Origin of the sequence: Streptomyces sp. NPDC002680 (assembly GCF_042889145.1) — a bacterium.
GTDB classification, from domain to species: Bacteria; Actinomycetota; Actinomycetes; order Streptomycetales; family Streptomycetaceae; genus Streptomyces; species Streptomyces adonidis.
Genome location: NZ_JBIAQP010000011.1, coordinates 286,106 through 310,084 on the forward strand (window position 1 = coordinate 286,106; position 23,979 = coordinate 310,084).

22 protein-coding genes are annotated in these 23,979 nt (G+C 69.5%); 14 read left to right on the forward strand and 8 right to left on the reverse strand.

Annotated features, from left to right (window positions below):
- Positions 1-707: 707 nt before the first annotated feature.
- From ACFYXF_RS28715 to ACFYXF_RS28725, 3 genes are all read right to left on the reverse strand, one after another.
- Positions 708-2,006: a citrate synthase gene (locus ACFYXF_RS28715; RefSeq protein WP_389353690.1), complete on the reverse strand. Its 1,299-nt coding sequence runs from the start codon at positions 2,004-2,006 to the stop codon at positions 708-710.
- 248 nt (positions 2,007-2,254) lie between these two features.
- The gene (locus ACFYXF_RS28720; RefSeq protein WP_389353692.1) at positions 2,255-4,507 is read right to left on the reverse strand and encodes an ATP-dependent RecD-like DNA helicase; all 2,253 of its coding nucleotides are present in this window, start codon (positions 4,505-4,507) and stop codon (positions 2,255-2,257) included.
- 39 nt (positions 4,508-4,546) lie between these two features.
- A complete protein-coding gene (locus tag ACFYXF_RS28725; protein ID WP_389353694.1) occupies positions 4,547-4,867 on the reverse strand; it encodes a hypothetical protein in 321 nt (106 codons plus the stop codon).
- Positions 4,868-5,049: 182 nt separating this feature from the next.
- Here ACFYXF_RS28725 and ACFYXF_RS28730 point away from each other — a divergent pair, with 182 nt between their 5' ends.
- The 5 genes from ACFYXF_RS28730 to rbsD all read left to right on the forward strand — a co-directional run bounded on the left by ACFYXF_RS28730 (position 5,050) and on the right by rbsD (position 11,022).
- Positions 5,050-6,102 (forward strand): LacI family DNA-binding transcriptional regulator, encoded by a 1,053-nt coding sequence (locus ACFYXF_RS28730; RefSeq protein ID WP_389353696.1) that lies wholly within the window; start codon positions 5,050-5,052, stop codon positions 6,100-6,102.
- A complete protein-coding gene (locus ACFYXF_RS28735) occupies positions 6,099-7,640 on the forward strand; it encodes a sugar ABC transporter ATP-binding protein (protein WP_389353698.1) in 1,542 nt (513 codons plus the stop codon). The genes ACFYXF_RS28730 and ACFYXF_RS28735 overlap by 4 nt, the downstream gene beginning before the upstream one ends.
- Positions 7,630-9,582, forward strand: coding sequence for a substrate-binding domain-containing protein (locus ACFYXF_RS28740; RefSeq protein WP_389353700.1), 1,953 nt, complete (start codon positions 7,630-7,632; stop codon positions 9,580-9,582). Before ACFYXF_RS28735 ends, ACFYXF_RS28740 begins: the two co-directional genes overlap by 11 nt.
- Before the next feature lie 139 nt (positions 9,583-9,721).
- Positions 9,722-10,630: a ribokinase gene (locus tag ACFYXF_RS28745; protein WP_389353931.1), complete on the forward strand. Its 909-nt coding sequence runs from the start codon at positions 9,722-9,724 to the stop codon at positions 10,628-10,630.
- The gene (gene rbsD, locus ACFYXF_RS28750) at positions 10,627-11,022 is read left to right on the forward strand and encodes a D-ribose pyranase (protein WP_389353702.1); all 396 of its coding nucleotides are present in this window, start codon (positions 10,627-10,629) and stop codon (positions 11,020-11,022) included. Before ACFYXF_RS28745 ends, rbsD begins: the two co-directional genes overlap by 4 nt.
- A 27-nt stretch (positions 11,023-11,049) precedes the next feature.
- On the opposite strand, the gene ACFYXF_RS28755 is transcribed toward rbsD, so the two are convergent.
- On the reverse strand, positions 11,050-11,697 hold the full coding sequence (locus ACFYXF_RS28755) for a dihydrofolate reductase family protein (protein WP_389353704.1): 648 nt from the start codon (positions 11,695-11,697) through the stop codon (positions 11,050-11,052).
- A 253-nt stretch (positions 11,698-11,950) separates the two neighbouring features.
- A complete protein-coding gene (locus ACFYXF_RS28760; protein ID WP_389353706.1) occupies positions 11,951-12,352 on the reverse strand; it encodes a MerR family transcriptional regulator in 402 nt (133 codons plus the stop codon).
- A gap of 131 nt (positions 12,353-12,483) precedes the next feature.
- Here ACFYXF_RS28760 and ACFYXF_RS28765 point away from each other — a divergent pair, with 131 nt between their 5' ends.
- The 9 genes from ACFYXF_RS28765 (at position 12,484) to ACFYXF_RS28805 (ending at position 20,394) form a co-directional block, all read left to right on the forward strand.
- Positions 12,484-13,197 carry an SDR family oxidoreductase gene (locus tag ACFYXF_RS28765; RefSeq protein WP_389353708.1) on the forward strand — a complete coding sequence of 238 codons (714 nt, stop codon included), beginning with the start codon at positions 12,484-12,486 and terminating at the stop codon, positions 13,195-13,197.
- 88 nt (positions 13,198-13,285) lie between these two features.
- Complete coding sequence (locus ACFYXF_RS28770; RefSeq protein ID WP_389353710.1) at positions 13,286-13,750, forward strand: hypothetical protein; 465 nt, start codon at positions 13,286-13,288, stop codon at positions 13,748-13,750.
- Entirely contained in the window at positions 13,734-14,705 is a 972-nt protein-coding gene (locus ACFYXF_RS28775; protein ID WP_389353712.1) for a bifunctional lysylphosphatidylglycerol flippase/synthetase MprF, read from the forward strand. Before ACFYXF_RS28770 ends, ACFYXF_RS28775 begins: the two co-directional genes overlap by 17 nt.
- 37 nt (positions 14,706-14,742) lie before the next feature.
- Positions 14,743-15,222, forward strand: coding sequence for an SRPBCC family protein (locus ACFYXF_RS28780; RefSeq protein WP_389353714.1), 480 nt, complete (start codon positions 14,743-14,745; stop codon positions 15,220-15,222).
- The gene (locus ACFYXF_RS28785) at positions 15,215-15,754 is read left to right on the forward strand and encodes a flavin reductase family protein (RefSeq protein WP_389353716.1); all 540 of its coding nucleotides are present in this window, start codon (positions 15,215-15,217) and stop codon (positions 15,752-15,754) included. The genes ACFYXF_RS28780 and ACFYXF_RS28785 overlap by 8 nt, the downstream gene beginning before the upstream one ends.
- The gene (locus ACFYXF_RS28790) at positions 15,747-17,105 is read left to right on the forward strand and encodes an NAD(P)/FAD-dependent oxidoreductase (RefSeq protein WP_389353718.1); all 1,359 of its coding nucleotides are present in this window, start codon (positions 15,747-15,749) and stop codon (positions 17,103-17,105) included. The genes ACFYXF_RS28785 and ACFYXF_RS28790 overlap by 8 nt, the downstream gene beginning before the upstream one ends.
- A gap of 112 nt (positions 17,106-17,217) precedes the next feature.
- Positions 17,218-17,904 carry a class I SAM-dependent methyltransferase gene (locus ACFYXF_RS28795; protein WP_389353720.1) on the forward strand — a complete coding sequence of 229 codons (687 nt, stop codon included), beginning with the start codon at positions 17,218-17,220 and terminating at the stop codon, positions 17,902-17,904.
- Between the two features lie 8 nt (positions 17,905-17,912).
- The gene (locus ACFYXF_RS28800; protein WP_389353722.1) at positions 17,913-19,319 is read left to right on the forward strand and encodes a cytochrome P450; all 1,407 of its coding nucleotides are present in this window, start codon (positions 17,913-17,915) and stop codon (positions 19,317-19,319) included.
- Positions 19,320-19,377: 58 nt separating this feature from the next.
- Positions 19,378-20,394, forward strand: a complete 1,017-nt coding sequence (locus ACFYXF_RS28805) for a hypothetical protein (protein ID WP_389353724.1) — start codon at positions 19,378-19,380, stop codon at positions 20,392-20,394.
- 73 nt (positions 20,395-20,467) lie between these two features.
- Here the strand turns inward: ACFYXF_RS28805 and ACFYXF_RS28810 are convergent, their stop codons facing one another.
- From ACFYXF_RS28810 to ACFYXF_RS28820, 3 genes are read right to left on the reverse strand one after another with little or no spacing between them, the layout of a single operon-like run.
- On the reverse strand, positions 20,468-21,265 hold the full coding sequence (locus ACFYXF_RS28810; RefSeq protein ID WP_389353933.1) for a sugar phosphate isomerase/epimerase family protein: 798 nt from the start codon (positions 21,263-21,265) through the stop codon (positions 20,468-20,470).
- A 35-nt stretch (positions 21,266-21,300) separates the two neighbouring features.
- Positions 21,301-22,458, reverse strand: a complete 1,158-nt coding sequence (locus tag ACFYXF_RS28815; RefSeq protein WP_389353726.1) for a dihydrodipicolinate synthase family protein — start codon at positions 22,456-22,458, stop codon at positions 21,301-21,303.
- Entirely contained in the window at positions 22,455-23,612 is a 1,158-nt protein-coding gene (locus ACFYXF_RS28820; RefSeq protein WP_389353728.1) for a Gfo/Idh/MocA family protein, read from the reverse strand. Before ACFYXF_RS28820 ends, ACFYXF_RS28815 begins: the two co-directional genes overlap by 4 nt.
- Between the last annotated feature and the right edge of the window lie 367 nt (positions 23,613-23,979).

Consider the following 23,979-nt stretch of genomic DNA (forward strand, 5'->3'; position numbering starts at 1 on the left):
CTGCCCGAAGTTACCGTGAGTATGCCCAAGTCGTTGTCAAAGTGGCTATGGAGTCCAACGCGAGCCTCACATAAGCTCTTCACAAGGCTCGCGCATCATCCTTACGCTTGGGTCCCGGTCGCGACAACCGGGATCTGGCGTATTCAGGGGACTGATGCGGGAGACGCAGATCACAGTGCTGTGAACGTAACCATCGAAGGGGTTCGAAGGTCTAAGTTGGCGATGTCAGACAGCGTCTTGGGGGGCGTTGGCTGACGTCTGAGGATGTCTTGGGGGACGTCCTCGGAGATGCGTTGCCGGGACACGTACACCGGGAAGCTTGAGCGGCCCACCCCAGCGTGCGCGTCCCGGCAGACCGCACACAGCAGGAGTGCGACGAGTTTTGCTCGTTCTGCTCAACCCACCGCCCACCCGGCGGTGCGCACAACAACGGTTGCTTCGGCGGCCTGCACATCCGTGACACCAGTGATAGCGAATTCAGGCGCTGTCCTCTCGAACGCCCGGCCGGATCCCGTGGGGGGAATCCGCACCGGGACATGGGAAGGCGCCCTGTACGCCGGCCCGTGGGGGGACCGTCGGCAGGGCGCCTTCCGCTTTGCGCTTCGCGGATCAAGCCGGGGTACTACAGGTCGTTCTCGGCTGCGGGCCGGTGGGGGCCGATCGCGCAGTTCCCCGCGCCCCTGGGTCGGCCCAACCACCGGCGTTCATCAGCGCTGTTCGACCGGGACGAAGTCCCGTTCCACCACGCCCGTGTAGATCTGGCGCGGGCGCCCGATGCGTGAGCCGGGCTCCTTGATCATCTCGTGCCACTGGGCGATCCAGCCCGGGAGGCGGCCGAGGGCGAACAGGACCGTGAACATCTCCGTCGGGAAGCCCATCGCGCGGTAGATGAGGCCCGTGTAGAAGTCGACGTTCGGGTAGAGGTTGCGCGAGACGAAGTAGTCGTCGGAGAGCGCGTGCTCCTCCAGCTTCAGCGCGATGTCCAGCAGCTCGTCGGACTTGCCGAGGGCCGAGAGGACGTCGTGCGCCGCAGCCTTGATGATCTTCGCGCGCGGGTCGAAGGACTTGTACACCCGGTGGCCGAAGCCCATCAGGCGGACGCCGTCCTCCTTGTTCTTCACCTTGCGGATGAAGGAGTCGACATCGCCGCCGTTGGCCTGGATGCCCTCCAGCATCTCCAGGACGGACTGGTTGGCGCCGCCGTGCAGCGGGCCCCAGAGCGCGGAGATACCGGCGGAGATCGAGGCGAACATGTTCGCCTGGGAGGAGCCGACCAGACGGACCGTCGACGTCGAACAGTTCTGCTCGTGGTCGGCGTGCAGGATGAGCAGCTTGTCGAGGGCGGAGACGACGACCGGGTCGAGGTCGTACTCCTGCGCCGGCACCGAGAACGTCATACGGAGGAAGTTCTCGACGTAACCGAGGTCGTTGCGCGGATAGACGAAGGGGTGACCGATCGACTTCTTGTACGCGTACGCGGCGATCGTCGGAAGCTTGGCGAGCAGCCGGATCGTCGAGAGGTTGCGCTGCTTCTCGTCGAACGGGTTGTGGCTGTCCTGGTAGAAGGTCGACAGCGCCGAGACGACCGACGACAGCATCGCCATCGGGTGCGCGTCACGGGGGAAGCCGCGGTAGAAGTTCTTGACGTCCTCGTGCAGCAGGGTGTGCTGCGTGATCTCGTTCTTGAACACGGAGAGCTCGTCCACGGTCGGCAGCTCGCCGTTGATGAGCAGGAACGCCACCTCGAGGAAGGTGGAGCGCTCGGCCAGCTGCTCGATCGGGTAGCCGCGGTACCGCAGGATGCCCTGCTCACCGTCGAGGTAGGTGATCGCGGATTTATAGGCGGCGGTGTTGCCGTAGCCGCTGTCCAGAGTCACCAGACCGGTCTGAGCGCGGAGCTTCCCGATGTCGAAGCCCTTGTCGCCGACGGTGCTGTCGATCACCGGGTAGGTGTACTCGCCGTCGCCGAACCGCAGTACTACAGCGTTATTGGTGTGCTCGCTCACGTCATCCCTCACCGACGTTGTGCCTCTTCTTCGAGGTGCCCTGACTGTCTCTACCATCCCCCATTTGGCGCAGGAGAGTGCACTCGGGGTCGACCATTGGGCCTATTGGCGGCACTCAGTGCCGCCAACCTACTCATCCTGCCCCCCTTCGCCCTGGTTCCGGAAGTGCTGTGTGACCTTTGTGACTCATTTGATCGATCATTTTTCGCGATCACTCCGACGCCGGTCCCGCACCGTTCCCGTTACCCCTATGACCGCAGTCTGAAATCCAGTGCCGTGCAACGCCTTCCCGCCGAAACCGTACGCACCGCCTGGCCGATCGCCTTGCGCGAACCGACCAGGACGACGAGCTTCTTCGCCCGGGTGACGGCCGTATACAGAAGGTTGCGCTGGAGCATCATCCACGCGCCTGTGGTGACCGGGACGACCACCGCCGGGTACTCGCTGCCCTGGGAGCGGTGGATGGTCACGGCGTAGGCGTGGGCGAGTTCGTCCAGCTCGTCGAAGTCGTACGGCACCTCCTCGTCCTCGTCCGTCAGTACGGTGAGCCGCTGTTCGACCTCGTCGAGAGAGGTGACCACGCCGACCGTGCCGTTGAAGACGCCGTTCTGGCCCTTGTCGTAGTTGTTGCGGATCTGCGTGACCTTGTCGCCGATCCGGAAGACCCGGCCGCCGAACCGCTTCTCGGGGAGGTCCGGGCGGCCCGGTGTGATCGCCTGCTGGAGCAGCCCGTTGAGGTTGCCGGCGCCCGCCGGACCCCGGTGCATCGGTGCGAGCACCTGGATGTCCCGCCGGGGATCGAGGCCGAACTTGGCCGGAATTCGCCGTGCGGCCACATCCACGGTGAGGCGGCCGGCCTCCTCGGTGTCGTCCTCGACGAAGAGGAAGAAGTCCTTCATGCCGTCGGTGACGGGATGCTGCCCGGAGTTGATCCGGTGCGCGTTCGTCACGACGCCCGACTGCTGGGCCTGCCGGAAGACCTTGGTGAGCCGGACGGCGGGGACCGGGCTGCCGTCGGCCAGCAGGTCGCGGAGCACCTCCCCCGCGCCGACACTGGGGAGTTGGTCCACGTCTCCGACGAAGAGCAGATGCGCTCCCGGCGGTACCGCCTTCACCAGCTTGTTGGCGAGGAGCAGGTCCAGCATCGAGGCCTCGTCCACGACCACCAGGTCGGCGTCGAGCGGGCGGTCCTTGTCGTAGGCCGCGTCTCCGCCGGGCTTCAGCTCCAGGAGGCGGTGGACGGTGGAGGCCTCGGCGCCGGTGAGTTCGGCGAGGCGCTTGGCGGCGCGGCCGGTAGGGGCGGCGAGGACGACCTTGGCCTTCTTGGCGCGCGCCAGCTCCACGATCGAGCGGACCGTGAAGGACTTGCCGCAGCCGGGTCCGCCGGTGAGGACGGCGACCTTCTCGGTCAGCGCGAGCCGGACGGCCGCCTCCTGCTCGGGGGCGAGCTCGGCCCCCGTACGCCCCTGGAGCCACACCAGGGCCTTGTCCCAGGCCACGTCGTGGAAGGCGGGCATCCGGTCCTGGCCGGTGCGCAGGAGGCGCAACAGCTGGGCGGAGAGGGAGAGTTCGGCGCGGTGGAAGGGGACCAGGTAGACGGCGGTGACCGGTTCCGCGTCGCCGTCGGGGCCGGGGACCTTCTCCCGTACGACACCGGGGTCCTCGCCCTCCTCCGGGGGTGCCGCGAGTTCGGCGAGGCACTCGATGACAAGGCCCGTGTCGACCTGGAGGAGCTTCACCGCGTCCGCGATCAGGCGTTCCTCGGGGAGGTAGCAGTTGCCCTGGTCGGTGGCCTGCGAAAGGGCGTACTGGAGGCCCGCCTTGACGCGCTCGGGGCTGTCGTGCGGGATGCCGACGGACTGGGCGATCTTGTCGGCGGTGAGGAAGCCGATGCCCCAGACGTCGGAGGCGAGGCGGTAGGGCTGGTTCTTCACGACCGAGATCGAGGCGTCGCCGTACTTCTTGTAGATGCGCACGGCGATGGATGTGGACACCTCGACGCTCTGGAGGAAGAGCATGACCTCCTTGATCGCCTTCTGCTCCTCCCAGGCGTCGGCGATCTTCCTCGTGCGCTTGGGGCCCAGGCCCGGCACCTCGACGAGCCGCTTGGGCTCCTCCTCGATGATCCGGAGGGTGTCCAGGCCGAAGTGCTGGGTGATCCGGTCGGCGAAGACCGGCCCGATGCCCTTGACCAGGCCCGAGCCCAGATAGCGGCGGATGCCCTGGATGGTGGCGGGCAGGACGGTCGTGTAGTTCTCGACGGTGAACTGCTTGCCGTACTGCGGATGCGAGCCCCAACGGCCCTCCATGCGCAGGGACTCGCCGGCCTGGGCGCCGAGCAGCGCGCCCACGACCGTGAGGAGGTCGCCAGCGCCCCGGCCGGTGTCGACGCGGGCGACCGTGTAGCCGTTCTCCTCGTTGGCGTACGTGATGCGTTCGAGCACACCTTCGAGTACGGCGAGTCGCCGTTCGCCCGTCGGGTTCCCCGCCTGTTGAGCCATGATCCGACGGTACCGGTGGGGTGTGACAACGGCCGGGGATCAGGCCGGGCCGCTCCGCCGGGCGGACCGCTCGAGCGCGCGGAAGCGGTCCCACTCCACGACGGCCGTGGCATATCGCGGCGGTGCAGATACCGGTCCGTGGCCTGCTGGGTGCGGCGCAGGACCCGTATCGAGTCGGTCGGCCGTCCCGAGCCCCATCGGCTCCAGCACCCTGCCCGGCACCAGCAGCCAGCCGTCTTCGGTCCGCGTCGACTCGCCGCGGACGAGCGCGTTCTGCATGTGGTTGAGCCGTTCGTCGTGCCGGTGGACCAGGAGTGAGGCGGGGCCGGGGACGACGGCGTGGTCGTCCGGCGGGCACACCGCGAAGCCGCCGGGCTGTCGAGGACTCTCAGAAGCTGACGCGCGAGCATCACAATCCGGTCTCGGGATGCGGCCAGGGTCTTGATTAACCTCCGTGTAATCGATTCCAATCAGTCGCACACGTGGATGTAATCGATTCCACGACGATTCACCAGAACGATCCACAAGGAGGTGGAGCGGCGATGGCGAGCATCAAGGACGTCGCTGCCGAGGCGGGCGTGTCCGTCGCCACGGTGTCGCGGGTCCTGAACGACCACCCGTCGGTCAGCGTCGACGCACGCACGCGCGTGCTGGCCGCCGTCGAGGCGCTGGGCTACCGCCCGAACGCCGTCGCCCGCTCCCTGCGCACCGACCAGACCCGCACCCTCGGCCTGGTCATCAGCGACGTGATGAACCCCTACTTCACCGAACTGGCCCGCTCGGTCGAGGAGGAGGCCCGCGCGCTGGGGTACAGCGTGATCATCGGGAACGCCGACGAACGCCCCGACCTCCAGGACCACCACGTACGGACCCTGCTCGACCGCCGGATCGACGGCCTCCTCGTCTCCCCCACCGACGGCGGCTCCCCGCTGATGCTGGACGCCGCGCGCGCGGGGACCCCGATGGTCTTCGTGGACCGCTGGATCCCGGGCGTGGACGTGCCGGTCGTACGGGCGGACGGGCGGCCCGCGGTACGGGATCTCGTCTCGCACCTGCACGGGCTCGGGCACCGGCGGCTCGCGATCATCGCGGGCCCGGCGGCCACCACCACCGGCAGCGAGCGCGTCGAGGCCTTCAGGGAGGCCCTGGCCGAGTACGGACTGCCGCTGCCCGAGGCCTACATCGGGCAGGGCGACTTCCAGGCCGAGAGCGGGCGCCGGGTGACCGACGCCTTCCTCGACCTGGCCGAGCCGCCCGAGGTCGTCTTCGCGGCCGACAACCTGATGGCGCTGGGCGCGCTGGACGCCGTACGCGCGCGTGGGATGCGTGTTCCCGAGGACATCGCGCTCGCGGCCTTCGACGACATCCCGTGGTTCGTGCACACCGATCCGCCGGTCACGGCCATCGCGCAGCCGACCGGTGAGCTGGGGCGGGCCGCCGTCCGGGCGCTGGTCGACGTGATCGAGGGGCGGCCCCCGCAGTCCGTGACGCTGGCCGCGCACCTCGTCGTACGGCGGTCGTGCGGTGAGCCGCCGCCGACCTCGTCAGTACAGCCCTCCGCACAGCCCTCCGCTACGAACAGGAGCCAGTCGTGAGCAACCCGGACGAGTTGCTGCGCATCGAAGGCATACGGAAGTCCTTCCCCGGTGTGGTCGCGCTCGATGGCGTCGACTTCGATCTGCGCCGGGGCGAGGTGCACGTACTGCTCGGTGAGAACGGCGCGGGCAAGAGCACCCTCATCAAGATGCTCTCCGGCGCCTACCGCCCCGATGCCGGCCGCATCCTTGTCGACGGCGAGGAGACCCGTATCCACGGGGCGCAGGATTCCGAGCGGCTCGGGATCGCCACCATCTACCAGGAGTTCAACCTCGTCCCCGATCTGACGGTCGCCGAGAACATCTTCCTGGGGCGGCAGCCGCGCCGCTACGGGATGATCGACCGCAAGCGGATGGAGGCCGAGGCCGCCGTACTGCTGGAGCGGGTCGGCGTGAACGTGTCTCCACGCGCGCGCGTGCGTGAACTCGGGATCGCGCGGCTCCAGATGGTCGAGATCGCGAAGGCCCTGAGCCTGGACGCGCGCGTGCTGATCATGGACGAGCCGACCGCCGTTCTCACCTCCGAGGAGGTCGAGAAGCTGTTCGCGATCGTGCGGACGCTGCGCGAGGACGGCGTCGGGATCGTCTTCATCACCCATCACCTGGAGGAGATCGCCGCTCTGGGGGACCGGGTGACGGTGCTCCGGGACGGCAAGAGCGTCGGGCAGGTGCCTGCCAACACGCCCGAGGACGAGCTCGTACGGCTGATGGTCGGGCGGTCCATCGAACAGCAGTACCCGCGGGAGCGTGCCGATGCCGGGGACGCCCTTCTCAAGGTGGACGGGCTCACCCGGGACGGGGTCTTCCACGACATCGGCTTCGAGGTGCGGGCCGGTGAGGTCGTCGGCATCGCGGGGCTGGTCGGGGCCGGGCGTACGGAGGTCGCGCGAGCGGTGTTCGGCGCCGATCCGTACGACACGGGGTCCGTGTCCGTCGCGGGTGCCGCCGTGCGCGGAAGCGATGTCGGGGCCGCCATGGCCGCCGGGATCGGGCTCGTGCCCGAGGACCGCAAGGGGCAGGGGCTGGTGCTCGACGCCTCCGTCGAGGAGAACCTCGGCCTGGTCACCCTGCGGGCCGCGACCAAGGGCGGCCTTGTCGACCTCAAGGGGCAGCGGGTCGCCGCCGCGAAGGTCGCCGAGCAGCTGGGCGTACGGATGGCCGGGCTCGGCCAGCATGTGCGCACGCTCTCCGGCGGCAACCAGCAGAAGGTCGTCATCGGCAAGTGGCTGCTCGCGAACACCAGGGTGCTGATCCTCGACGAGCCGACGCGCGGGATCGACGTCGGCGCCAAGGTCGAGATCTACCAGCTGATCAACGAGCTGACGGCCGCCGGTGCCGCCGTACTGATGATCTCCAGCGATCTGCCCGAGGTGCTCGGGATGAGCGACCGGGTGCTGGTGATGGCGCAGGGCCGGATCGCCGGTGAGCTCACGGCCGCCGAGGCCACCCAGGACTCCGTGATGGCGCTCGCCGTCAGCGCACCCACTTCTTTTGGAACTACTGGAACTACCGCTGTGGAGGGCTCCCGTGGCCACTGACACGCTCAAGAGCAACGCGGGCGCGAGTGGCGCCACGAGCGGCCTGCGTCGCCTGCTGCTCGACAACGGCGCGCTCACCGCGCTCATCGTCCTCGTCATCGCGATGTCGGCGCTGTCCGGCGACTTCCTGACGACGGACAACCTGCTCAACGTGGGTGTCCAGGCGGCCGTGACGGCCGTCCTCGCCTTCGGCGTCACCTTCGTGATCGTCTCGGCGGGCATCGACCTGTCGGTCGGTTCCGTCGCCGCGCTGTCGGCCACCGTCCTTGCCTGGGCGGCGACTTCGGAGGGCGTACCGGTCGCGATAGCGGTCGTTCTCGCCGTCCTCACCGGCATCGCGTGCGGCCTGGTCAACGGCTTCCTGATCTCGTACGGCAAACTGCCGCCGTTCATCGCGACGCTCGCCATGCTGTCGGTGGGGCGCGGGCTGTCGCTGGTGATCTCGCAGGGGTCGCCGATCGCGTTCCCCGAGTCGGTCTCGCACCTCGGTGACACGCTGGGCGGCTGGCTGCCGGTGCCCGTGCTGGTGATGGTGGCCATGGGGCTCGTCACGGCGTTCATCCTCGCCCGTACGTACCTGGGGCGTTCCATGTACGCGATCGGCGGCAACGAGGAGGCGGCCCGGCTCTCCGGGCTGCGGGTGAAGAAGCAGAAGCTGGCGATCTACGCGCTGTCCGGGCTGTTCGCGGCCGCTGCGGGCATCGTGCTCGCGTCACGGCTGTCGTCGGCGCAGCCGCAGGCCGCGCAGGGGTACGAGCTGGACGCCATCGCGGCCGTGGTCATCGGCGGGGCTTCGCTGGCGGGTGGTACCGGCAAGGCGTCCGGGACGCTGATCGGTGCGCTGATCCTGGCGGTGCTGCGGAACGGCCTCAACCTCCTCTCCGTGTCCGCCTTCTGGCAGCAGGTCGTCATCGGGGTCGTGATCGCGCTGGCGGTGCTGTTCGACACGGTGCGGCGGAAGAGCGGGGCGACTCCGGTGGCGGGCGCCTCCGGTGGTGCGGGCCGACGCAGGCAGGCGATGACGTATCTGCTGGCCGCCGTGGTCGCGGCGGCGATCGTGGGCGCCACGTCGCTGCTGCACAGCGGTTCGTCGTCCGCGTCGACCCAGAAGGTGGGTCTGTCGCTGTCGACGCTGAACAACCCCTTCTTCGTGCAGATCCGGGCCGGTGCGCAGGCCGAGGCCAAGAAGCTGGGCGTGGACCTGACCGTCACGGACGCCCAGAACGACGCCTCGCAGCAGGCCAACCAGCTGGAGAATTTCACCAGTTCGGGTCTCGGGGCGATCATCGTCAACCCTGTGGACTCGGACGCGACGGGACCGGCGGCGCGGTCGGTCAACAAGTCCGGCATCCCGCTCGTCGCCGTGGACCGGTCGGTCAACGGCGCGGAGACGGACACCCTCGTCGCCTCCGACAACACCGCCGGCGGCAGGCTGGCCGCGAAGGCGCTCGCCGAGAAGCTGGGCGGTACGGGCACGATCGTCGTCCTCCAGGGCCAGGCGGGCACGTCCGCCAGCCGGGAGCGCGGCGCCGGCTTCACCGAGGGTCTGAAGGCCTACCCCGGCATCAAGGTGGTCGCCAAGCAGCCCGCCGACTGGGACCGCACCAAGGGCCTCGACGTCATGACCAACCTGCTCCAGGCCAACCCCGACATCAACGGTGTCTTCGCCGAGAACGACGAGATGGCGCTCGGCGCGATCAAGGCGCTCGGCAGCAAGGCGGGCAAGTCGGTGTCGGTGATCGGCTTCGACGGCACGCCCGACGGGCTGAAGGCGGTCGCGGACGGTTCGCTGTACGCGTCGGTGGCCCAGCAGCCCAAGGAACTCGGGCGGATCGCGGTGGAGAACGCGCTGCGGGTCGCCGAGGACAAGTCCGTCGAGAAGACGGTGATGGTGCCGGTGAAGGTCGTCACGAAGGAGAACGTGGCGGAGTTCGGCGGCTGAGTACGGCGACTGGGTTCAGTAGCCGAGTTCAGTGGCTGAGCCACACCTCGAACGGGTGGAGTAGGAACGGCCGGGCGCCTCATTTCGAGGCGGCCCGGCCTGTCGGCCGGTACAACTGATGTGTATGGGGAGACAGTTCATGTACGACTACGACCTGCTGGTCGTGGGATCGGCCAACGCCGACCTGGTGACCGTGGTCGAACGGCGGCCCGCGGCCGGTGAGACGGTGCTCGGTTCCGATCTGGTGGTCCACCCGGGCGGCAAGGGCGCCAACCAGGCGGTCGCGGCGGCCCGGTTGGGGGCCCGTACGGCACTCCTGGCGCGGGTCGGCCACGACGGTCACGGCCGGCTGCTGCTGGACTCGCTGCGGGGCGCCGGGGTCGACACGGTGGGGGTGCTGGTCGGCGGGGCGCCGACGGGGGTCGCGCTGATCACGGTGGATCCGTCCGGCGACAACAGCATCGTGGTGTCGCCGGGGGCCAACGGGCGGCTGGTGGCCGAGGACGTCCGGGCCGCCGGGAGCCTGTTCCAGGCCTCGCGGGTGGTGTCGGCGCAGCTGGAGATTCCGCTGGAGTCGGTGGTGGAGGTCGTACGGAACCTGTCGCCCGAGGGCCGGTTCGTGCTGAACCCGTCACCGCCCCGCCCGTTGCCGCGTGAAGTGCTCGCCGCCTGCGACCCGTTGATCGTGAACGAGCACGAGGCCCGGGTGATCGCCGGTGCGGACGCCGAGTTGGGCGACTCGCCGGAGGCCTGGGCGAAGACGCTGCTCGCGCTCGGGCCGCGCTCGGTCGTCATCACGCTCGGCGCGGAGGGCGCGCTGGTCGCCGTACGGGCCGGGGAGCGGGTGCGGGTGCCGTCGGTGCCGGTGGAGGCCGTGGACACGACGGGGGCGGGCGACGCGTTCACGGCTGCGCTGGCCTGGCGGCTGGGCGCGGGCGAGTCGTTGGCGGAGGCGGCGGCGTACGCGGCCCGGGTGGGCGCGGTCGCGGTGACACGGGCCGGGGCCCAGGACTCCTTCCCTACGTCGGAGGAGGTCGATGCCCTGTGAAGCGCGGCGGGATCCTGAACCGTCATCTCGCGGGCGCGCTCGCCGAGTTGGGGCACGGGGACGGGGTGCTGGTGTGTGATGCCGGTATGCCGATCCCGGTCGGGCCGCGCGTCGTCGACCTGGCCTTCCGGGCCGGGGTGCCGTCGTTCGCGGAGGTGCTCGACGGGTTGCTGACCGAGCTGGTGGTGGAGGGCGCGACAGCGGCGGCGGAGGTGCGGGGAGCGAATCCGGGGGCCGCGAAGCTGCTGGACGGGCACTTTCCCGACGGCGATCTCACCCTCGTCCCGCACGAGCGGCTGAAGGAGCTGTCGGCGGGGGCGCGGCTGGTCGTACGGACGGGGGAGGCACGGCCGTACGCGAATGTGCTGCTGCGGTGCGGGGTCTTCTTCTGAGCCGAGGCCGGTGTCGTGTGCGGCGCTTCAGCGGGCCGCTCGGGTGAAGGTCACATGTGTGACCCCGGTGGGCGAGGACGTGGCCTCGACCGCGTAGTCCTTCTCGATGTCCTCCAGGCCGTCCCAGAGGCGTACGCCCCGGCCCAGCAGCACCGGGACCACCACGACGTGCAGATGGTCGACGAGTCCGGCGGCGAGGAAGTCACGGACGACGGTGGGGCCGCCGCCGATGCGTACGTCCTGGTCGTCCGCGGCCTTGCGGGCCGTTTCGAGCGCCTCGGCGGGTGACGTGTCGAGGAAGTGGAAGGTCGTACCGCCCTCCATCTCGATCGGCGGGCGAGTGTGGTGGGTGAGGATGAAAGTCGGCGTGTGGAAGGGCGGGTTGGGCCCCCACCAGCCCTTCCAGTCCGGGTCCTCGTGCCAGCCGGGCGGGCCGAACTTCCCGGCGCCCATGATCTCGGCGCCGATACCGGGCGCGAACTGCTGTGCGAAGGCGTCGTCGATGCCGCCGGTTCCGCCGGCCTGGCCGGTCATCTCGTGCCAGAACCGGGTGGTGAACATCCACTGATGCAGCCTCTCGCCGGCGTGGCCGAACGGCGCGTCACGGCTCAGGCCCTCACCGGTGCCGAAGCCGTCGAGCGAGATCGTGAAGTTGTGGACGCGGGCGAGTGACATGGCTGACGCCTCCTTTGCCTCCGCCGCTCCAGTCTCCTCGGACCGCCGGGTCGTGCGCCACCGGAACGGGATACGGGGCAGGGCCGGAAACAGCTTCGAGGGGGCCCGGTCCGTCGACCGGGCCCCCTCGGCTTCCCCTCCACATCAGAACCCCAGCGATCCCCCCAGATCCCCCTCCAGAAGTCCTGATGCCATGTACGACCGGCGAGGTGGGGGGAGGGTTGTACGGCGGACCAAAGTTTTTTCATCGCCTTCAGGATGGGGCGGAGTCCCTGGTGGGCGCCTGGTCCAGTGAGGCCGGGCACGACTGTGCGCCCGGACTCGTGGCGAGAGTGATCAGCAGGTCGAGTCGACGGCCTGCCGCCTGCAGTTCGGTGACCTTGGCCCCGATACGGGCACGTTCGTCGAGCAGCCGCTCCAGCAACTCGGGGCCGACGTGCTGGGCGTCGATGGCGGGCAGCAGGGTCGCGATCAGACGGCTGCCGAGTCCGGCCGTGTAGAGCTCCTGGATGAGCCCCACGCGGTCCACGGCCGACTCCGGGTAGACGCGCTGACCACTGGCCGTGCGCTGGGGACACAGAAGGCCCTGCTCCTCGTAGTAGCGCAGGGCACGCGTGCTGACTCCGGCCTTCTGGGCCAGTCCACCGATACGCATCCGGCCCCTCCCGCTGCTCGTGCTGCTCGCGCTGTCGCCCGTCACGACTTGCCCTTCACGTTGACGTCAGGTTTTAGCGTAGGCGGCACCGGGCGGACGCGATCTCCCACCGCCCGCCGAAAGGAACGAACATGGACATCGCCGGTTCCACCGCGCTCGTGACAGGAGCCAATCGCGGGATCGGTCGACGCTTCGTCGATCAACTGCTGGCCCGGGGAGCCAGGAAGGTCTACGCCACCGCCCGGCGCCCGGAGCTGATCGACCCGACCGACCCGCGGGTCACGCCGCTGTACCTGGACCTGCTGGACAAGAAGTCGATCGTGAACGCCGCCGAGGCGGCACAGGACGTCACGTTGCTGGTCAACAACGCCGGCATCGCGACCGGGGCCAACCTCATGACCGACGACCTGGACACCATCCGGGAGGACCTGGAGACCCACCTCTTCGGCACGCTCCGGGTCATTCGCGCCTTCGCGCCGGCCCTCGCCGCGGGCGGTGGAGGAGCGGTCGTGAACATCCTGTCCGTGCTGTCGTGGGTCGCCACCGAGGGGACGGGGTCCTACGCCGTGGCCAAGGCCGCGGAGTGGAACATGACCAACGGCGTACGCCTTGAGCTCGCCGGTCAGCGGACCCTTGTCCAGGGTGTGCATCTGGGCGCCGCGGACACCGACATGATGGCGGGACGCGACGCTCCCATGATCGACCCGGCCGACGTCGCCCGAGCCAGCCTCGACGGCGTACAGGCCGGCACCATCGAGGTCCTGGTCGACGACCCCAGCCGCTTCGTGAAGGCCGCCCTCGGGGGCGATCCCGCCGAGTTCTACGGGCCTCCGCCGGGGAACTGACCCCGGTCCGATATTCCCGCGAGGGACGCCCCGCACCCGGGCCGTAAGACAGGTGAGAATGTCTCACTCCGGGTGTACGGGGGCTTTTGTGGATGCCAGGAATCTCTTCTACACCAGAACCACGTCTCGGCTCGCCCGGCTTGAGTGGTCGGTCGCTCTCGCCGTTTCCTCCGCCGCCGCCCTGACGCATCTTTCCGAGATCCGCTGGTGGCTTTTCGTCTCCCTGTTTCTCGTCATCGATCTCATCGGGTACATCCCGGGCGCCATCGCCTATCGAAGAAGTCCGGACGGGCGGGTCGGGCGCGGGTACTACGTCGCCTACAACCTCATGCACTCATTGGTCACCTGGGCCGTTTTCGCGGGGCTGTGGAGCTGGCTGGTGGGCGCGGAATGGACGTTGCTCGCTTTGCCGATCCATCTCATGGGCGACCGGGCCCTCTTCGGGAACTCCCTCAAACCCTTCGGGGTGCCCTTCGAGCCGTGCACCCATCCGGACTTCGCAGCATTCCAGCGGGCCTACGACGGGAAGGGGAGCGATGCCGTCCGCGTTTGATCTGGTGTCGGCGCACGCCGACAATCCCAGTGCTTTTCTCGCCCTCAACAGCGGGAACGAGTTCTTTGTCGACGACCGGTACGACGGCGTCTGCGCCTTTCGTCCGGCGGGACGGCATCTGCTGCAGCTCGGCGGCCCCTTCGCCGCCCCCGGTGACCGTGCCGGGCTGCTGGACGCCTTTCTCGACCGGGCGGCGGGCGGGCAGCGGCGCGTCATCGCCGTACAACTCCAGGCCGATGACGCTCAGTTGTACGCGGACCACGGGTTCACCGTGAACCAGATCGGGGCCTCGTACGCCGTCGATCTGGCGCGGTTCACCCTGCGGGGGTCGCCGTTCGTGCGGCTGCGGAACAAGATCTCCCGGGCCCGGCGGGCGGGGGTGGAGGTCGCCCAGGTCCCGCCCGGGGAATCTTCGGACGTGCTTGATCTCATCGACCGCGAATGGCTGCTGGGGAAGGGGAAGCACGCCAAGGAACTCCGGTTTCTCGTCGGGGAACGTGACGGACCCGAGCAGAAACATCAGAGGGTCTTCACCGGTACCGTCGACGGACGCGTCGTGGGGTACATCAGCTACTCCCCCGCCTTCGGCAGCCGCCCGGGCTGGCTGCACGATCTCAGTCGCCGTCGCGCCGACGCCCCGCCCGGCACCATGGAACTCCTCAACTCGACCGCCATCGAGCGATTCCGCGGGGAGGGCGGCGAGTGGCTGCATTTCGGATTCACTCCCTTCGTCGGGCTTGAGCCATCCCTTGAGGCACCAGGTGCAAGTGGCATGGTGGCGCGTGTCGTGCGTTTTCTCGGCGAGCGTGGTGAGCGGGTCTATCCGGCCGCCGCGCAGCTCGAATACAAGGAGAAATGGGCGCCGCATGTCGTGCTGCCCGAGTACATCGCCTTTCAGGGTGGAGTGCGGCCGAGTGCGTTATGGCGGCTCGGACGGGAGACCAACGCACTCTGATCATCCCGGCAGCCATCAGAAAAGGAGTACATCTCGCATGCGCGAAGTAATCGTCCAGGTGGTCGTCGAGGAGCGCACGGCCCGTCAGGCGTACGAACTGATCTGTGACTTCCGGCGCTATCCCGAGCTGACCGACAAGGTGGACGAGGTCGTGGTCCATCCGCCGGAGGCCGACGGGTCGCTCAGGTCGGACTGGAGTGTCATCTTCCGCAACGGGCTGATGCGGTGGAGCGAACGCGACCGGTTCGTCCCGGAGACGCTGACCGTCGAGTTCGACCAGATCAAGGGCGACTTCGAGGTCTTCCAGGGCTCCTGGGTGTGCGAGGAGCGGGAGGAGGAGGGCACGGTGGTCACCTTCCGGTCCGGTTTCGACCTCGGCATCCCCTCCCTCGCGGAGATCCTCGACCCCGTCGCCGAGAGCACGCTGCGGGACAACATCCTGCGCATCCTCGAAGGGCTCATGGGCCGGGTGACCCCGATGAGCCCCCTGGACCTCACCGCGTCCCGGCATGGCTGACCCGGTGTCGTCCCTGTCCTCCTTGCCGTCCCTGGCGACGCGGCCCGGTGTCACCCAATGCCTCGACATGTACGCCAAGTTGGCGTCCGGCGTGTGCGTCGTGACCACCCGGGGTGCCGACGGGCGCCCGGCCTGCGCGACGGTCTCCTCGGCGGCGGCCGTCTCGGCGGCACCGGCCCTGATGTCCCTCTGTCTGGCCAACGCCTCCCGCACCCTCGCCGCCCTCCGCGACCACGGCTCCTTCGCCCTGCACGTCCTCGACGAACGGCACCGCCCCTGGGCCGAGCGCTGCGCCGACCCCCTCGCCACCGCCGCCGAACGCTTCGGCGAGGAACAGGCGGAGTACGTCCATGGGGTGCCCGTCCGCGCCGACGCCCTCGCCTGGTCCGTGTGCGCGGTGACGGACGTACGGGCGTACGGCGACCACCACCTGGTCGTCGGCGAGGTCATCGCCGCCCACACCGGCACCGGGCATCCGCTGCTCTGGTACGACCGGGGCTTCCATGGGCGGAGCGGGGCGCGACATGGGTGAGCGGCGGTCGTACCCGGGGGTGCCTGTGGTGGTGGCTCCGCCGTGGCGGGGCGGGCGTCCCGAGGATCATCAACTCCCTTCCGTACGAGGCCTGGTGAGCGCCGACTTCACCGTCGTCGGTGCCGGTCTGGCCGGCCTCTCCACCGCGTACCACCTGCTGCGGTACGCACCCGGCACCGATGTCGCCGTCGTCGACGCGGGCCATCCGGCGGCCGGTGCCAGCGGCCACGGCACCGGGCTCCTCGGGCCCCGGGCAGGCCCGCCCGTCGACAGCGCGATCCGCCGCTTCGGCCCGGACACGGCCCGTCGTATGCACCGGGCCAGCGAGGACGCGGTGGCCGACGCCCTGGAGCTGTGCCGCACCCTCGACGTGCCCGTGCGCACCGGCGAACAACTGGTCGTCGCCCGCTCACCGGAGGGACTTGCCCGGCTGTCCGGACAGTCGGCGGCCTGTCGCGCCCTCGGCCTGGACGTACCGCCGCTGTCAGCGGCCGGAGTGCGCGAGCGCATCGACGTGCCGTGCCAGGCGGGGCTGTTGTACCGGCAGACGGCCACCCTCGACCCCGCGCTTCTCACCGCCGCGCTCGCGCGGGCCTGCGTGGCCAACGGCGCCCGGCTGTACGGGCGTTCACCGGTCGTCGGCCGGTCCGGCACCGGCAGCGGCGGCACCCGGCTGGTCTTTCCGCGCGGTGAACTCCGTACGGGCGCCGGGGTGTTCGCGGTCAACGGCGGGGCCGGTGCCCTCGGGCTCCCGGTCGGCACGGTCGCCCCGCTCGAGGTGCACGCCATCGCCACCGAGCCGTTGAAGCCGACGGTGCGCGAGGTGCTCGGGGAGGCGTCGGGGGCGGCGCTGGTCGATGCGGGGCGGCTGGCACCGTACTTCCGGCTGACGCCTGACGGGCGGCTGGTGGTGGGGGGCGGACGGGCCTCGCTGCCGGGGCGGCCTCCTGGCACTGCCGGGGCACGGAAGGACGACAGGGCCCGCCTTGCGACCTGGCGGTGGCTCGCCGAGCGCATGCGCGGCCTGCATCCGCTGCTCGCGGACACCGCCGTCACGCATCGGTGGACCGGCCGGATCGGCGTCACCCTCGACGATCTGCCCGTTGTCGGGCCGCTCGCCGGAGTTCCCGGGATGTGGTTCATCGGGGGGTGCTGCGGGCACGGGCTGGCGCTGTCCATCGCCCACGGGGCTTATGTGGCACGGCAGTTGGTCGGGGGTGGGGTGGGTGGGGGCCTGTCTCTGCCCTGGCATCGGTCGGCCGCTCCGACGCTGCCGTTCGGTGGAGCGGGGCGGGTGGTGCTGCGCCGGTACCTCGACCGGCTGGACCGGAACGTGCGGCGCGAGCACTGACACTCGCGTATCTCTGACACTCGCCCCCAATTCCCCGCAAATCCTCGCGAGGGACGTCACGGCGAGAGATCGTAAAACCTGGTGGAGACCGAGAGAAACGAGGGGGAGCCCCATGCCCGGCACGAACACACTGACCAGAGGTCCCTACCGTCTGCTGCAGGAGAACTTCCGGCGCCCGGCAGGTACGCCGGGTGCCCTGGTCGGGCATCTGATGACCGTGCAGCACCGCGGGCTCACCCGGTGGTCGGCGGAGCATCTGGACGTCCGCCGCACCCATCATGTGCTCGACCTCGGCTGCGGCAGCGGGATGGCCGTCGAACTGCTCGCCCGGCGGGCCGAGTTGGGGTTCGTCGCGGGGCTCGACTACTCGGCCACCATGGTCCGGCAGGCCGTACGGCGCAACGCCGCCGCCGTCGGGCAGGGCCGGGTGGCGATCCGGCAGGGGGATGTGGGGCAACTGCCGTACGAGGACGGTGTGTTCGACCGGGTCAGCGCGATCGAGACGTTCTACTTCTGGCCGGACCCGCTGCGTGGACTCGCCGAGGCGTACCGAGTCCTCAAGCCCGGTGGGCAGTTGGCGATCACTCTGGAGATGAGCCGGGAGGCAGCGACCGTACCGACGCTCACCCAGCGGCTGTTCGGGCGGCGCTTCACCGAGCGGTCCGAGCAGGACGGGCTGCGCATCCTGTCCGGCGCCGAACTCGTGGCGCTGCTCGATGTCGCCGGTTTCAAGGACACCCGGTTCGTCGCCGAGCCCCGCCGTTCGCTGGGCTGGGTCTGCGCCCTGGGCAGCAAATGAGCGGCCACGTGAACCAGCAGGTGAAGTACCAACTCGCTCCCGAGGTGCGCGGACTGCCCCTGCTCGGCAGTGTGCCGGCCTTCCGGCGGGACATCCTCGCCGCGATGCGCGAAGGCTGGCGCGAGGGTGGTGACCTCGTCCGGTACCGGCTCGGGCCGGTCTCCGTGCACGGGGTGTCCAGCCCGGAGCTGGCCGGCGAGGTGCTGACCGACAGCGCCGCCTACGGCAAGCTCGGCCCCGACAACCCGCTGCGCCTGGTGCTCGGCGAGGGCCTGCTGACCAGCAGCGACCACGAGAGCTGGATGACCAACCGGCGCATGATGCAGCCGATCTACAGCAAACAGGCCCTCGCCTCGATGTTCCGTACGATGTCCGCCTCGGTCGAGGACCAGCTGACCCACATGGCGGCCACCTACCGCACCGGGGACGCCGTCGATCTGCACACCGAGCTGATGCGGGTGACGCTCGACATCGTCAGCCGGTGCATGTTCAGCACCGATATCACCGAGGGCTCCGGCGAACTCGGGCCGGACGCCGTGGACGTGGCGATCAACTTCGCCTTCGACCGCCTCCAGAACCCCTTCAGCCCGCCCACGCACTGGCCGACCCCGCGCAACCGGCGGTTCCGGGAGGTCATGGACGGCATCGACGCGCTGATCCGCCGCATCATCCGCGAACGCCGGGCCGAGGCGGAGTCGGAGAGCGCGGACGTCCGGTCCGACGATCTGCTGGACATGCTCCTCGCCGCCCGGGACGAGGACACCGGCAAGGGCATGGACGACCGCCAGCTGCGCGACGAGGTGATCACCACCTTCGCCGCCGGTCACGAGACGACCGCGGTCACCCTCAGCTGGACCTTCTACCTCCTCTCCCGCCACCGTGACGTCCTGACGGCCGTGCAGCGCGAGGTCGACGACGCCCTCGGCGGACGTCTGCCCACCGTCGAGGACCTGCGCGCCATGCCGTACACGCTCCAGGTCTTCGAGGAGTCGCTGCGGATGTATCCGTCGGCGCCGATCGTGCCCCGACTGACCCTCAAGGACACCGAGTTGGGCGGCCACCGGATGCCGGCGGGCTCGCGCGTCCTGGTCAACCTGCACAACATCCACCGCCATCCGGCGCACTGGCCGGACGCGGAACGCTTCGACCCTGGCCGCTTCCGGGCCCGGGAGAACTCCGGTCCGAAACGGCACCGGTTCGCCTACATGCCCTTCGGCGCGGGCCCGCACCTCTGCATCGGCAAGCACTTCGCGCTCATGGAGGCGCACCTGCTGCTCGCCGCGCTGCTGCAGCGCTACGAGTTCCGGCACGTCCCGTCCCACCGGGTCGTCGACCACGCGACGATCACCCTGCGCCCCCGCTACGGCATGGTGATGACACTCCACGACCGCCGCCCACGCCATCCCGTTCATTAGTGCGCCTCGCCAAGAAGAACCCCAACCTCCGTCCACGACAACGCATTTGGAGCCTCTGATGGTGACGCGCCAGGACGATCCGCACACCCTGCCGCTCAACACGGTCCAGTACGACCCGGCCCGCCCGCAGGGCCACTACGAGAGCTTCTACCAGCGCGGAAACCATCCCACCGAGCCGCGCGCCTTCTGGATCCGCTACACCGTCTTCAGCCCGGCCGGGATGCCGGAGGCGGCCATCGGTGAGCTGTGGGCGGTGTACTTCGACGGGGTGACGGGCCGGCACGTGGTCGCCAAGGAGGAGCACCCGATCGCCGAATGCGACTTCCGGCGCGGGGTGTTCGGCGCGCGCGTCGCCGACCGGGTCCTGGAACCGGGCCGGCTCAAGGGCGAGGCGACGGGACCGAACGGCGGCATCGGCTGGGACCTGACGTACGAGGGCACCGAGCCGCCGCTGTTCCTGCTGCCGCAGAAGATGTACGCGGGCGGCTTCCCCAAGGCCAAGAGCCTGGTCGGGATGCCGCTGGCCCGCTTCGACGGTTCACTGACGGTCGACGGCGAGACGGTCGAGGTGGACGGCTGGACGGGCAGCCAGAACCACAACTGGGGCAGTCAGCACACGGATTACTACGCCTTCGGGCAGGTCGCCGGGTTCGACGACGCCCCCGACAGCTTCCTGGAGATCGTCACAGCGCGGGCGAAGATCGGCCCGGTACGGACCCCGCTGGCGACCTTCCTCGTCCTGCGGCACGACGACCGCGAGTACCAACTCGTCTCGATGCGGCGGGCGTTGACCGCAAAGGCCCAATTCGGCTATTTCCACTGGGACTTCAGCACGGGCGACGACACCGTGACGGTCAACGGCCGCTTCCTCGCCACGAAGGAGCAGTTCGTCGGGCTCAACTACTACAACCCGCCCGGGGGCATCAAGCACTGCCTCAACACCAAGATCACCAGCTGTGAGCTGGAGGTCCGCAACAAGGTCACCGGCAAGGTCGACCGGCTGCGCACCGAACACCGCGCCCTGATGGAGATCCTCACCGACGACCGCTCCCACGGCATCGAGATCCGCGCCTGAAGTCGTTATTAGGGGAGGGAACCGTCCGTGCCCGGTGATCCGCCTGTTCACCGGGCGCGGACGGCCGTATGCATTACGCCGCGTGCTCCACGAACCGCGCCGCGGTCTCCGCGAGCACCTCGCGCCCGTCCCGGGCCCACAGCGCGTCGTTGAACAGCTCGACCTCGATGGCACCGGTGTAACCGGCCGCCTCGACGTACGTCCTCCACTCCCGCATGTCGATCGAGCCGTCGCCGATCTGACCCCGGCCGTTGAGGACACCCTCGGGCAACGGGGTTGTCCAGTCGGCGAGTTGGAAGGTGTGGATACGGCCACCGGCGCCGGCGCGGGCGATCTGCGCGGGCGCGTTGTCGTCCCACCAGATGTGGTACGTGTCCACCGTGACGCCGACCTGGTGGGCGGGGAAGCGCTCCGCGAGGTCGAGGGCCTGGGTGAGCGTCGAGACGACGCAGCGGTCCGAGGCGAACATCGGATGGAGGGGCTCGATGGCCAGCTTCACGCCATGGGTCTCGGCGTAGGGGCCCAGGACCGCCAGGGCGTCCGCGATGCGCTCGCGGGCGCCGTACAGGTCCTTGGAGCCGGCCGGGAGGCCGCCCGAGACCAGAACCAGGGTGTCCGTGCCGAGCGTCGCCGCCTCGTCGACGGCGCGGCGGTTGTCGTCCAGCGCCCTGGCCCGCTCCTCCGGGTCGATGGCCGTGAAGAAGCCGCCGCGGCAGAGGGTGGTGACGGTCAGACCCGCGTCGCGGACCAGCTTGGCCGTCGCCTCCAGACCGTACGACTGGACGGGCTCCCGCCACAGGCCGACGTTGCCGATGCCCAACTGACCGCAGGCGTCGACCAGTTCGGGCATCGACAGCTGCTTGACCGTCATCTGGTTGATGCTGAAGCGGGCGAGGTCGTCGGTGCTCACTGGGTCACTCCGTACAGGGACAGCAGGTTCTTCATCCGCTCCTCCGCCAGCTTCGGGTCGGGGAACAGGCCCAGTCCGTCGGCGAGTTGATAGGCGCGGGCGAAGTGCGGGAGGGAGCGGGCGGACTGCAATCCGCCGACCATGGTGAAGTGCGACTGGTGGCCCGCGAGCCAGGCCAGGAACACGACCCCCGTCTTGTAGAAGCGGGTCGGCGTCTGGAAGAGATGGCGGGACAACTCGACCGTGGGGTCGAGGAGTTCGCGGAAGCCGGCCGTGTTCCCGGTGTCGAGGACGTGCACCGCCTCCGCCGCCAACGGCCCCAACGGGTCGAAGATCCCCAGCAGGGCGTGACTGAAGCCCTTCTCGTCGCCCGCGATCAGCTCGGGGTAGTTGAAGTCGTCGCCCGTGTAGCAGCGCACGCCCTGCGGGAGGCGGCGGCGGATGTCGATCTCGCGCTGGGCGTCGAGCAGCGACACCTTGATGCCGTCGACCTTGTCGGGGTGGGCGGCGATGACGTCCAGGAAGGTGTCGGTGGCCGCGTCGAGGTCGCTCGACCCCCAGTAGCCCTCCAGGGCCGGGTCGAACATCGGGCCGAGCCAGTGCAGGATCACCGGCTCGGCGGACTGGCGGAGCAGGTGGCCGTAGATGTCGAGGTAGTCCTCGGGCCCCTTCGCAGCGGCGGCGAGAGCCCGGGACGCCATCAGGATCGTCTTGGCGCCCGCCTCCTCGACGAGGGCGAGCTGCTCCTCGTACGCCTTGCGGATGTCCGCCAAGGAGGCGCCGGGGGTGGTGAGTTGGTCGGTCCCGACGCCACAGGCGATGAGCCCGCCGACCGTCTTCGCCTCGGCGGCGGACCGGCGGATCAGCTCGGCCGCGCCCGCCCAGTCCAGGCCCATGCCGCGCTGGGCGGTGTCCATGGCCTCCGCGACGCCGAGGCCGTGGGACCAGAGGTGGCGGCGGAAGGCGAGGGTCGCGTCCCAGTCGACGGCGGCCGGGGAGTCCGGGGACACGTCGGCGTACGGGTCGGCGACGACGTGGGCCGCCGAGTAGACCGTACGAGAGGTGAAGGGGGTGCCGGGGGTGAGGGCGAGCGGGGTGGAGCGCGGTTCGTACGCGCTCAACGCACCGCTGGCGTCCGGGAGTTGGATGGTCACAGCGCGATCTCCGGTACGTCGAGACGGACGCCCTCCGCCGAGGACTTCAGGCCCAGTTCGGCGAGCTGGACACCACGGGCGCCGGCCAGCAGGTCCCACTGGTAAGGGGCGTCGGCGTAGACGTGCTTGAGGAACAGCTCCCACTGGGCCTTGAAGCCGTTGTCGAACTCGGCGTTGTCCGGGATCTCCTGCCACTGGTCGCGGAAGGAGTAGGTGGCCGGGATGTCGGGGTTCCAGACCGGCTTGGGCGTGGAACTGCGGTGCTGGACACGGCAGTTGCGCAGACCGGCGACGGCCGAGCCCTCGGTCCCGTCGACCTGGAACTCGACGAGTTCGTCGCGGTTGACCCGTACCGTCCAGGAGGAGTTGATCTGGGCGATCGCGCCGCCTTCGAGTTCGAAGATGCCGTAGGCGGCGTCGTCGGCTGTGGCGTCGTACGGCTTGTCGTTCTCGTCCCAGCGCTGCGGGATGTGGGTGGCGGTGAGCGCCTGGACGGACTTGACCCGGCCGAACAGCTCGTGGAGGACGTACTCCCAGTGCGGGAACATGTCGACGACGATGCCGCCGCCGTCCTCGGAGCGGTAGTTCCAGCTGGGGCGCTGGGCGCTCTGCCAGTCGCCCTCGAAGACCCAGTAGCCGAACTCGCCCCGGATGGAGAGGATGCGGCCGAAGAAGCCGCCGTCGATGAGGCGCTTGAGCTTCAGCAGGCCCGGGAGGAACAGCTTGTCCTGGACGACGCCGTGGCGGACACCGGCCGCGTTCGCCAGGCGGGCCAGCTCCAGGGCGCCGTCGAGGCCGGTGGCGGTGGGCTTCTCCGTGTAGATGTGCTTGCCCGCGGCGATCGCCTTCTTGATCGACTCCTCGCGGGCGGAGGTGACCTGGGCGTCGAAGTAGATGTCGACGGTCGGGTCGGCGAGGACCGCGTCGACGTCCGTGGAGACGTTCTCGGGGTCCAGGCCGTGCTGCTCGGCGAGGCCCTTGAGTACGTGCTCGCGGCGGCCGACCAGGATCGGTTCCGGCCACAGCACTGTTCCGTCACCAAGGTCTAGACCACCCTGCTCGCGCAGTGCGAGAATCGAGCGGACCAGGTGCTGGCGGTAGCCCATGCGCCCGGTCACGCCGTTCATGGCGATACGCACCGTCTTGCGTGTCACGTCTTTCCCTTCGTAGGTGCCACAGGGGGCGGGGTTACGCGGTTGTACGCGCCGACGCGCCGCGTACGCCCGGTGGGAGAGCCGCCCCCGGCAGCCCAACTGGCAAGCGTTACAGCAAGCGCTTTCTATCTAGGGAGAAGCTAGCCTCTGTGCAGCGGTCTGGACAAGAGCACAGAGAGGCCGAATTGTTCGGGGGTGCGAACAGTCGGGGGCCGCAGGTTCCTCGACGGCCGGTCGAGGCTCCACCGAAGGTCCGTCGGCGGTCCTTCGAAGGTCATAGGGTCTGCATCTGTATGGACGCGAAGACGCAAAATACGACAACTCACAGCGACGCGATAGACGACAAGATGCGCGACCGGAGGACGAC

Coding starts and splice junctions, on each gene's coding strand:
- ACFYXF_RS28775 (WP_389353712.1), top strand. CDS start 13,734: ATGCCGTCCGCGTTTGATCTGGTGTCGGCGCACGCCGACAATCCCAGT.
- ACFYXF_RS28790 (WP_389353718.1), top strand. CDS start 15,747: ATGGGTGAGCGGCGGTCGTACCCGGGGGTGCCTGTGGTGGTGGCTCCG.
- ACFYXF_RS28730 (WP_389353696.1), top strand. CDS start 5,050: ATGGCGAGCATCAAGGACGTCGCTGCCGAGGCGGGCGTGTCCGTCGCC.
- ACFYXF_RS28720 (WP_389353692.1), bottom strand. CDS start 4,507: ATGGCTCAACAGGCGGGGAACCCGACGGGCGAACGGCGACTCGCCGTA.
- ACFYXF_RS28780 (WP_389353714.1), top strand. CDS start 14,743: ATGCGCGAAGTAATCGTCCAGGTGGTCGTCGAGGAGCGCACGGCCCGT.
- ACFYXF_RS28785 (WP_389353716.1), top strand. CDS start 15,215: ATGGCTGACCCGGTGTCGTCCCTGTCCTCCTTGCCGTCCCTGGCGACG.
- ACFYXF_RS28755 (WP_389353704.1), bottom strand. CDS start 11,697: ATGTCACTCGCCCGCGTCCACAACTTCACGATCTCGCTCGACGGCTTC.
- ACFYXF_RS28795 (WP_389353720.1), top strand. CDS start 17,218: ATGCCCGGCACGAACACACTGACCAGAGGTCCCTACCGTCTGCTGCAG.
- ACFYXF_RS28765 (WP_389353708.1), top strand. CDS start 12,484: ATGGACATCGCCGGTTCCACCGCGCTCGTGACAGGAGCCAATCGCGGG.
- ACFYXF_RS28805 (WP_389353724.1), top strand. CDS start 19,378: ATGGTGACGCGCCAGGACGATCCGCACACCCTGCCGCTCAACACGGTC.
- ACFYXF_RS28810 (WP_389353933.1), bottom strand. CDS start 21,265: ATGACGGTCAAGCAGCTGTCGATGCCCGAACTGGTCGACGCCTGCGGT.
- ACFYXF_RS28745 (WP_389353931.1), top strand. CDS start 9,722: ATGTACGACTACGACCTGCTGGTCGTGGGATCGGCCAACGCCGACCTG.
- ACFYXF_RS28760 (WP_389353706.1), bottom strand. CDS start 12,352: ATGCGTATCGGTGGACTGGCCCAGAAGGCCGGAGTCAGCACGCGTGCC.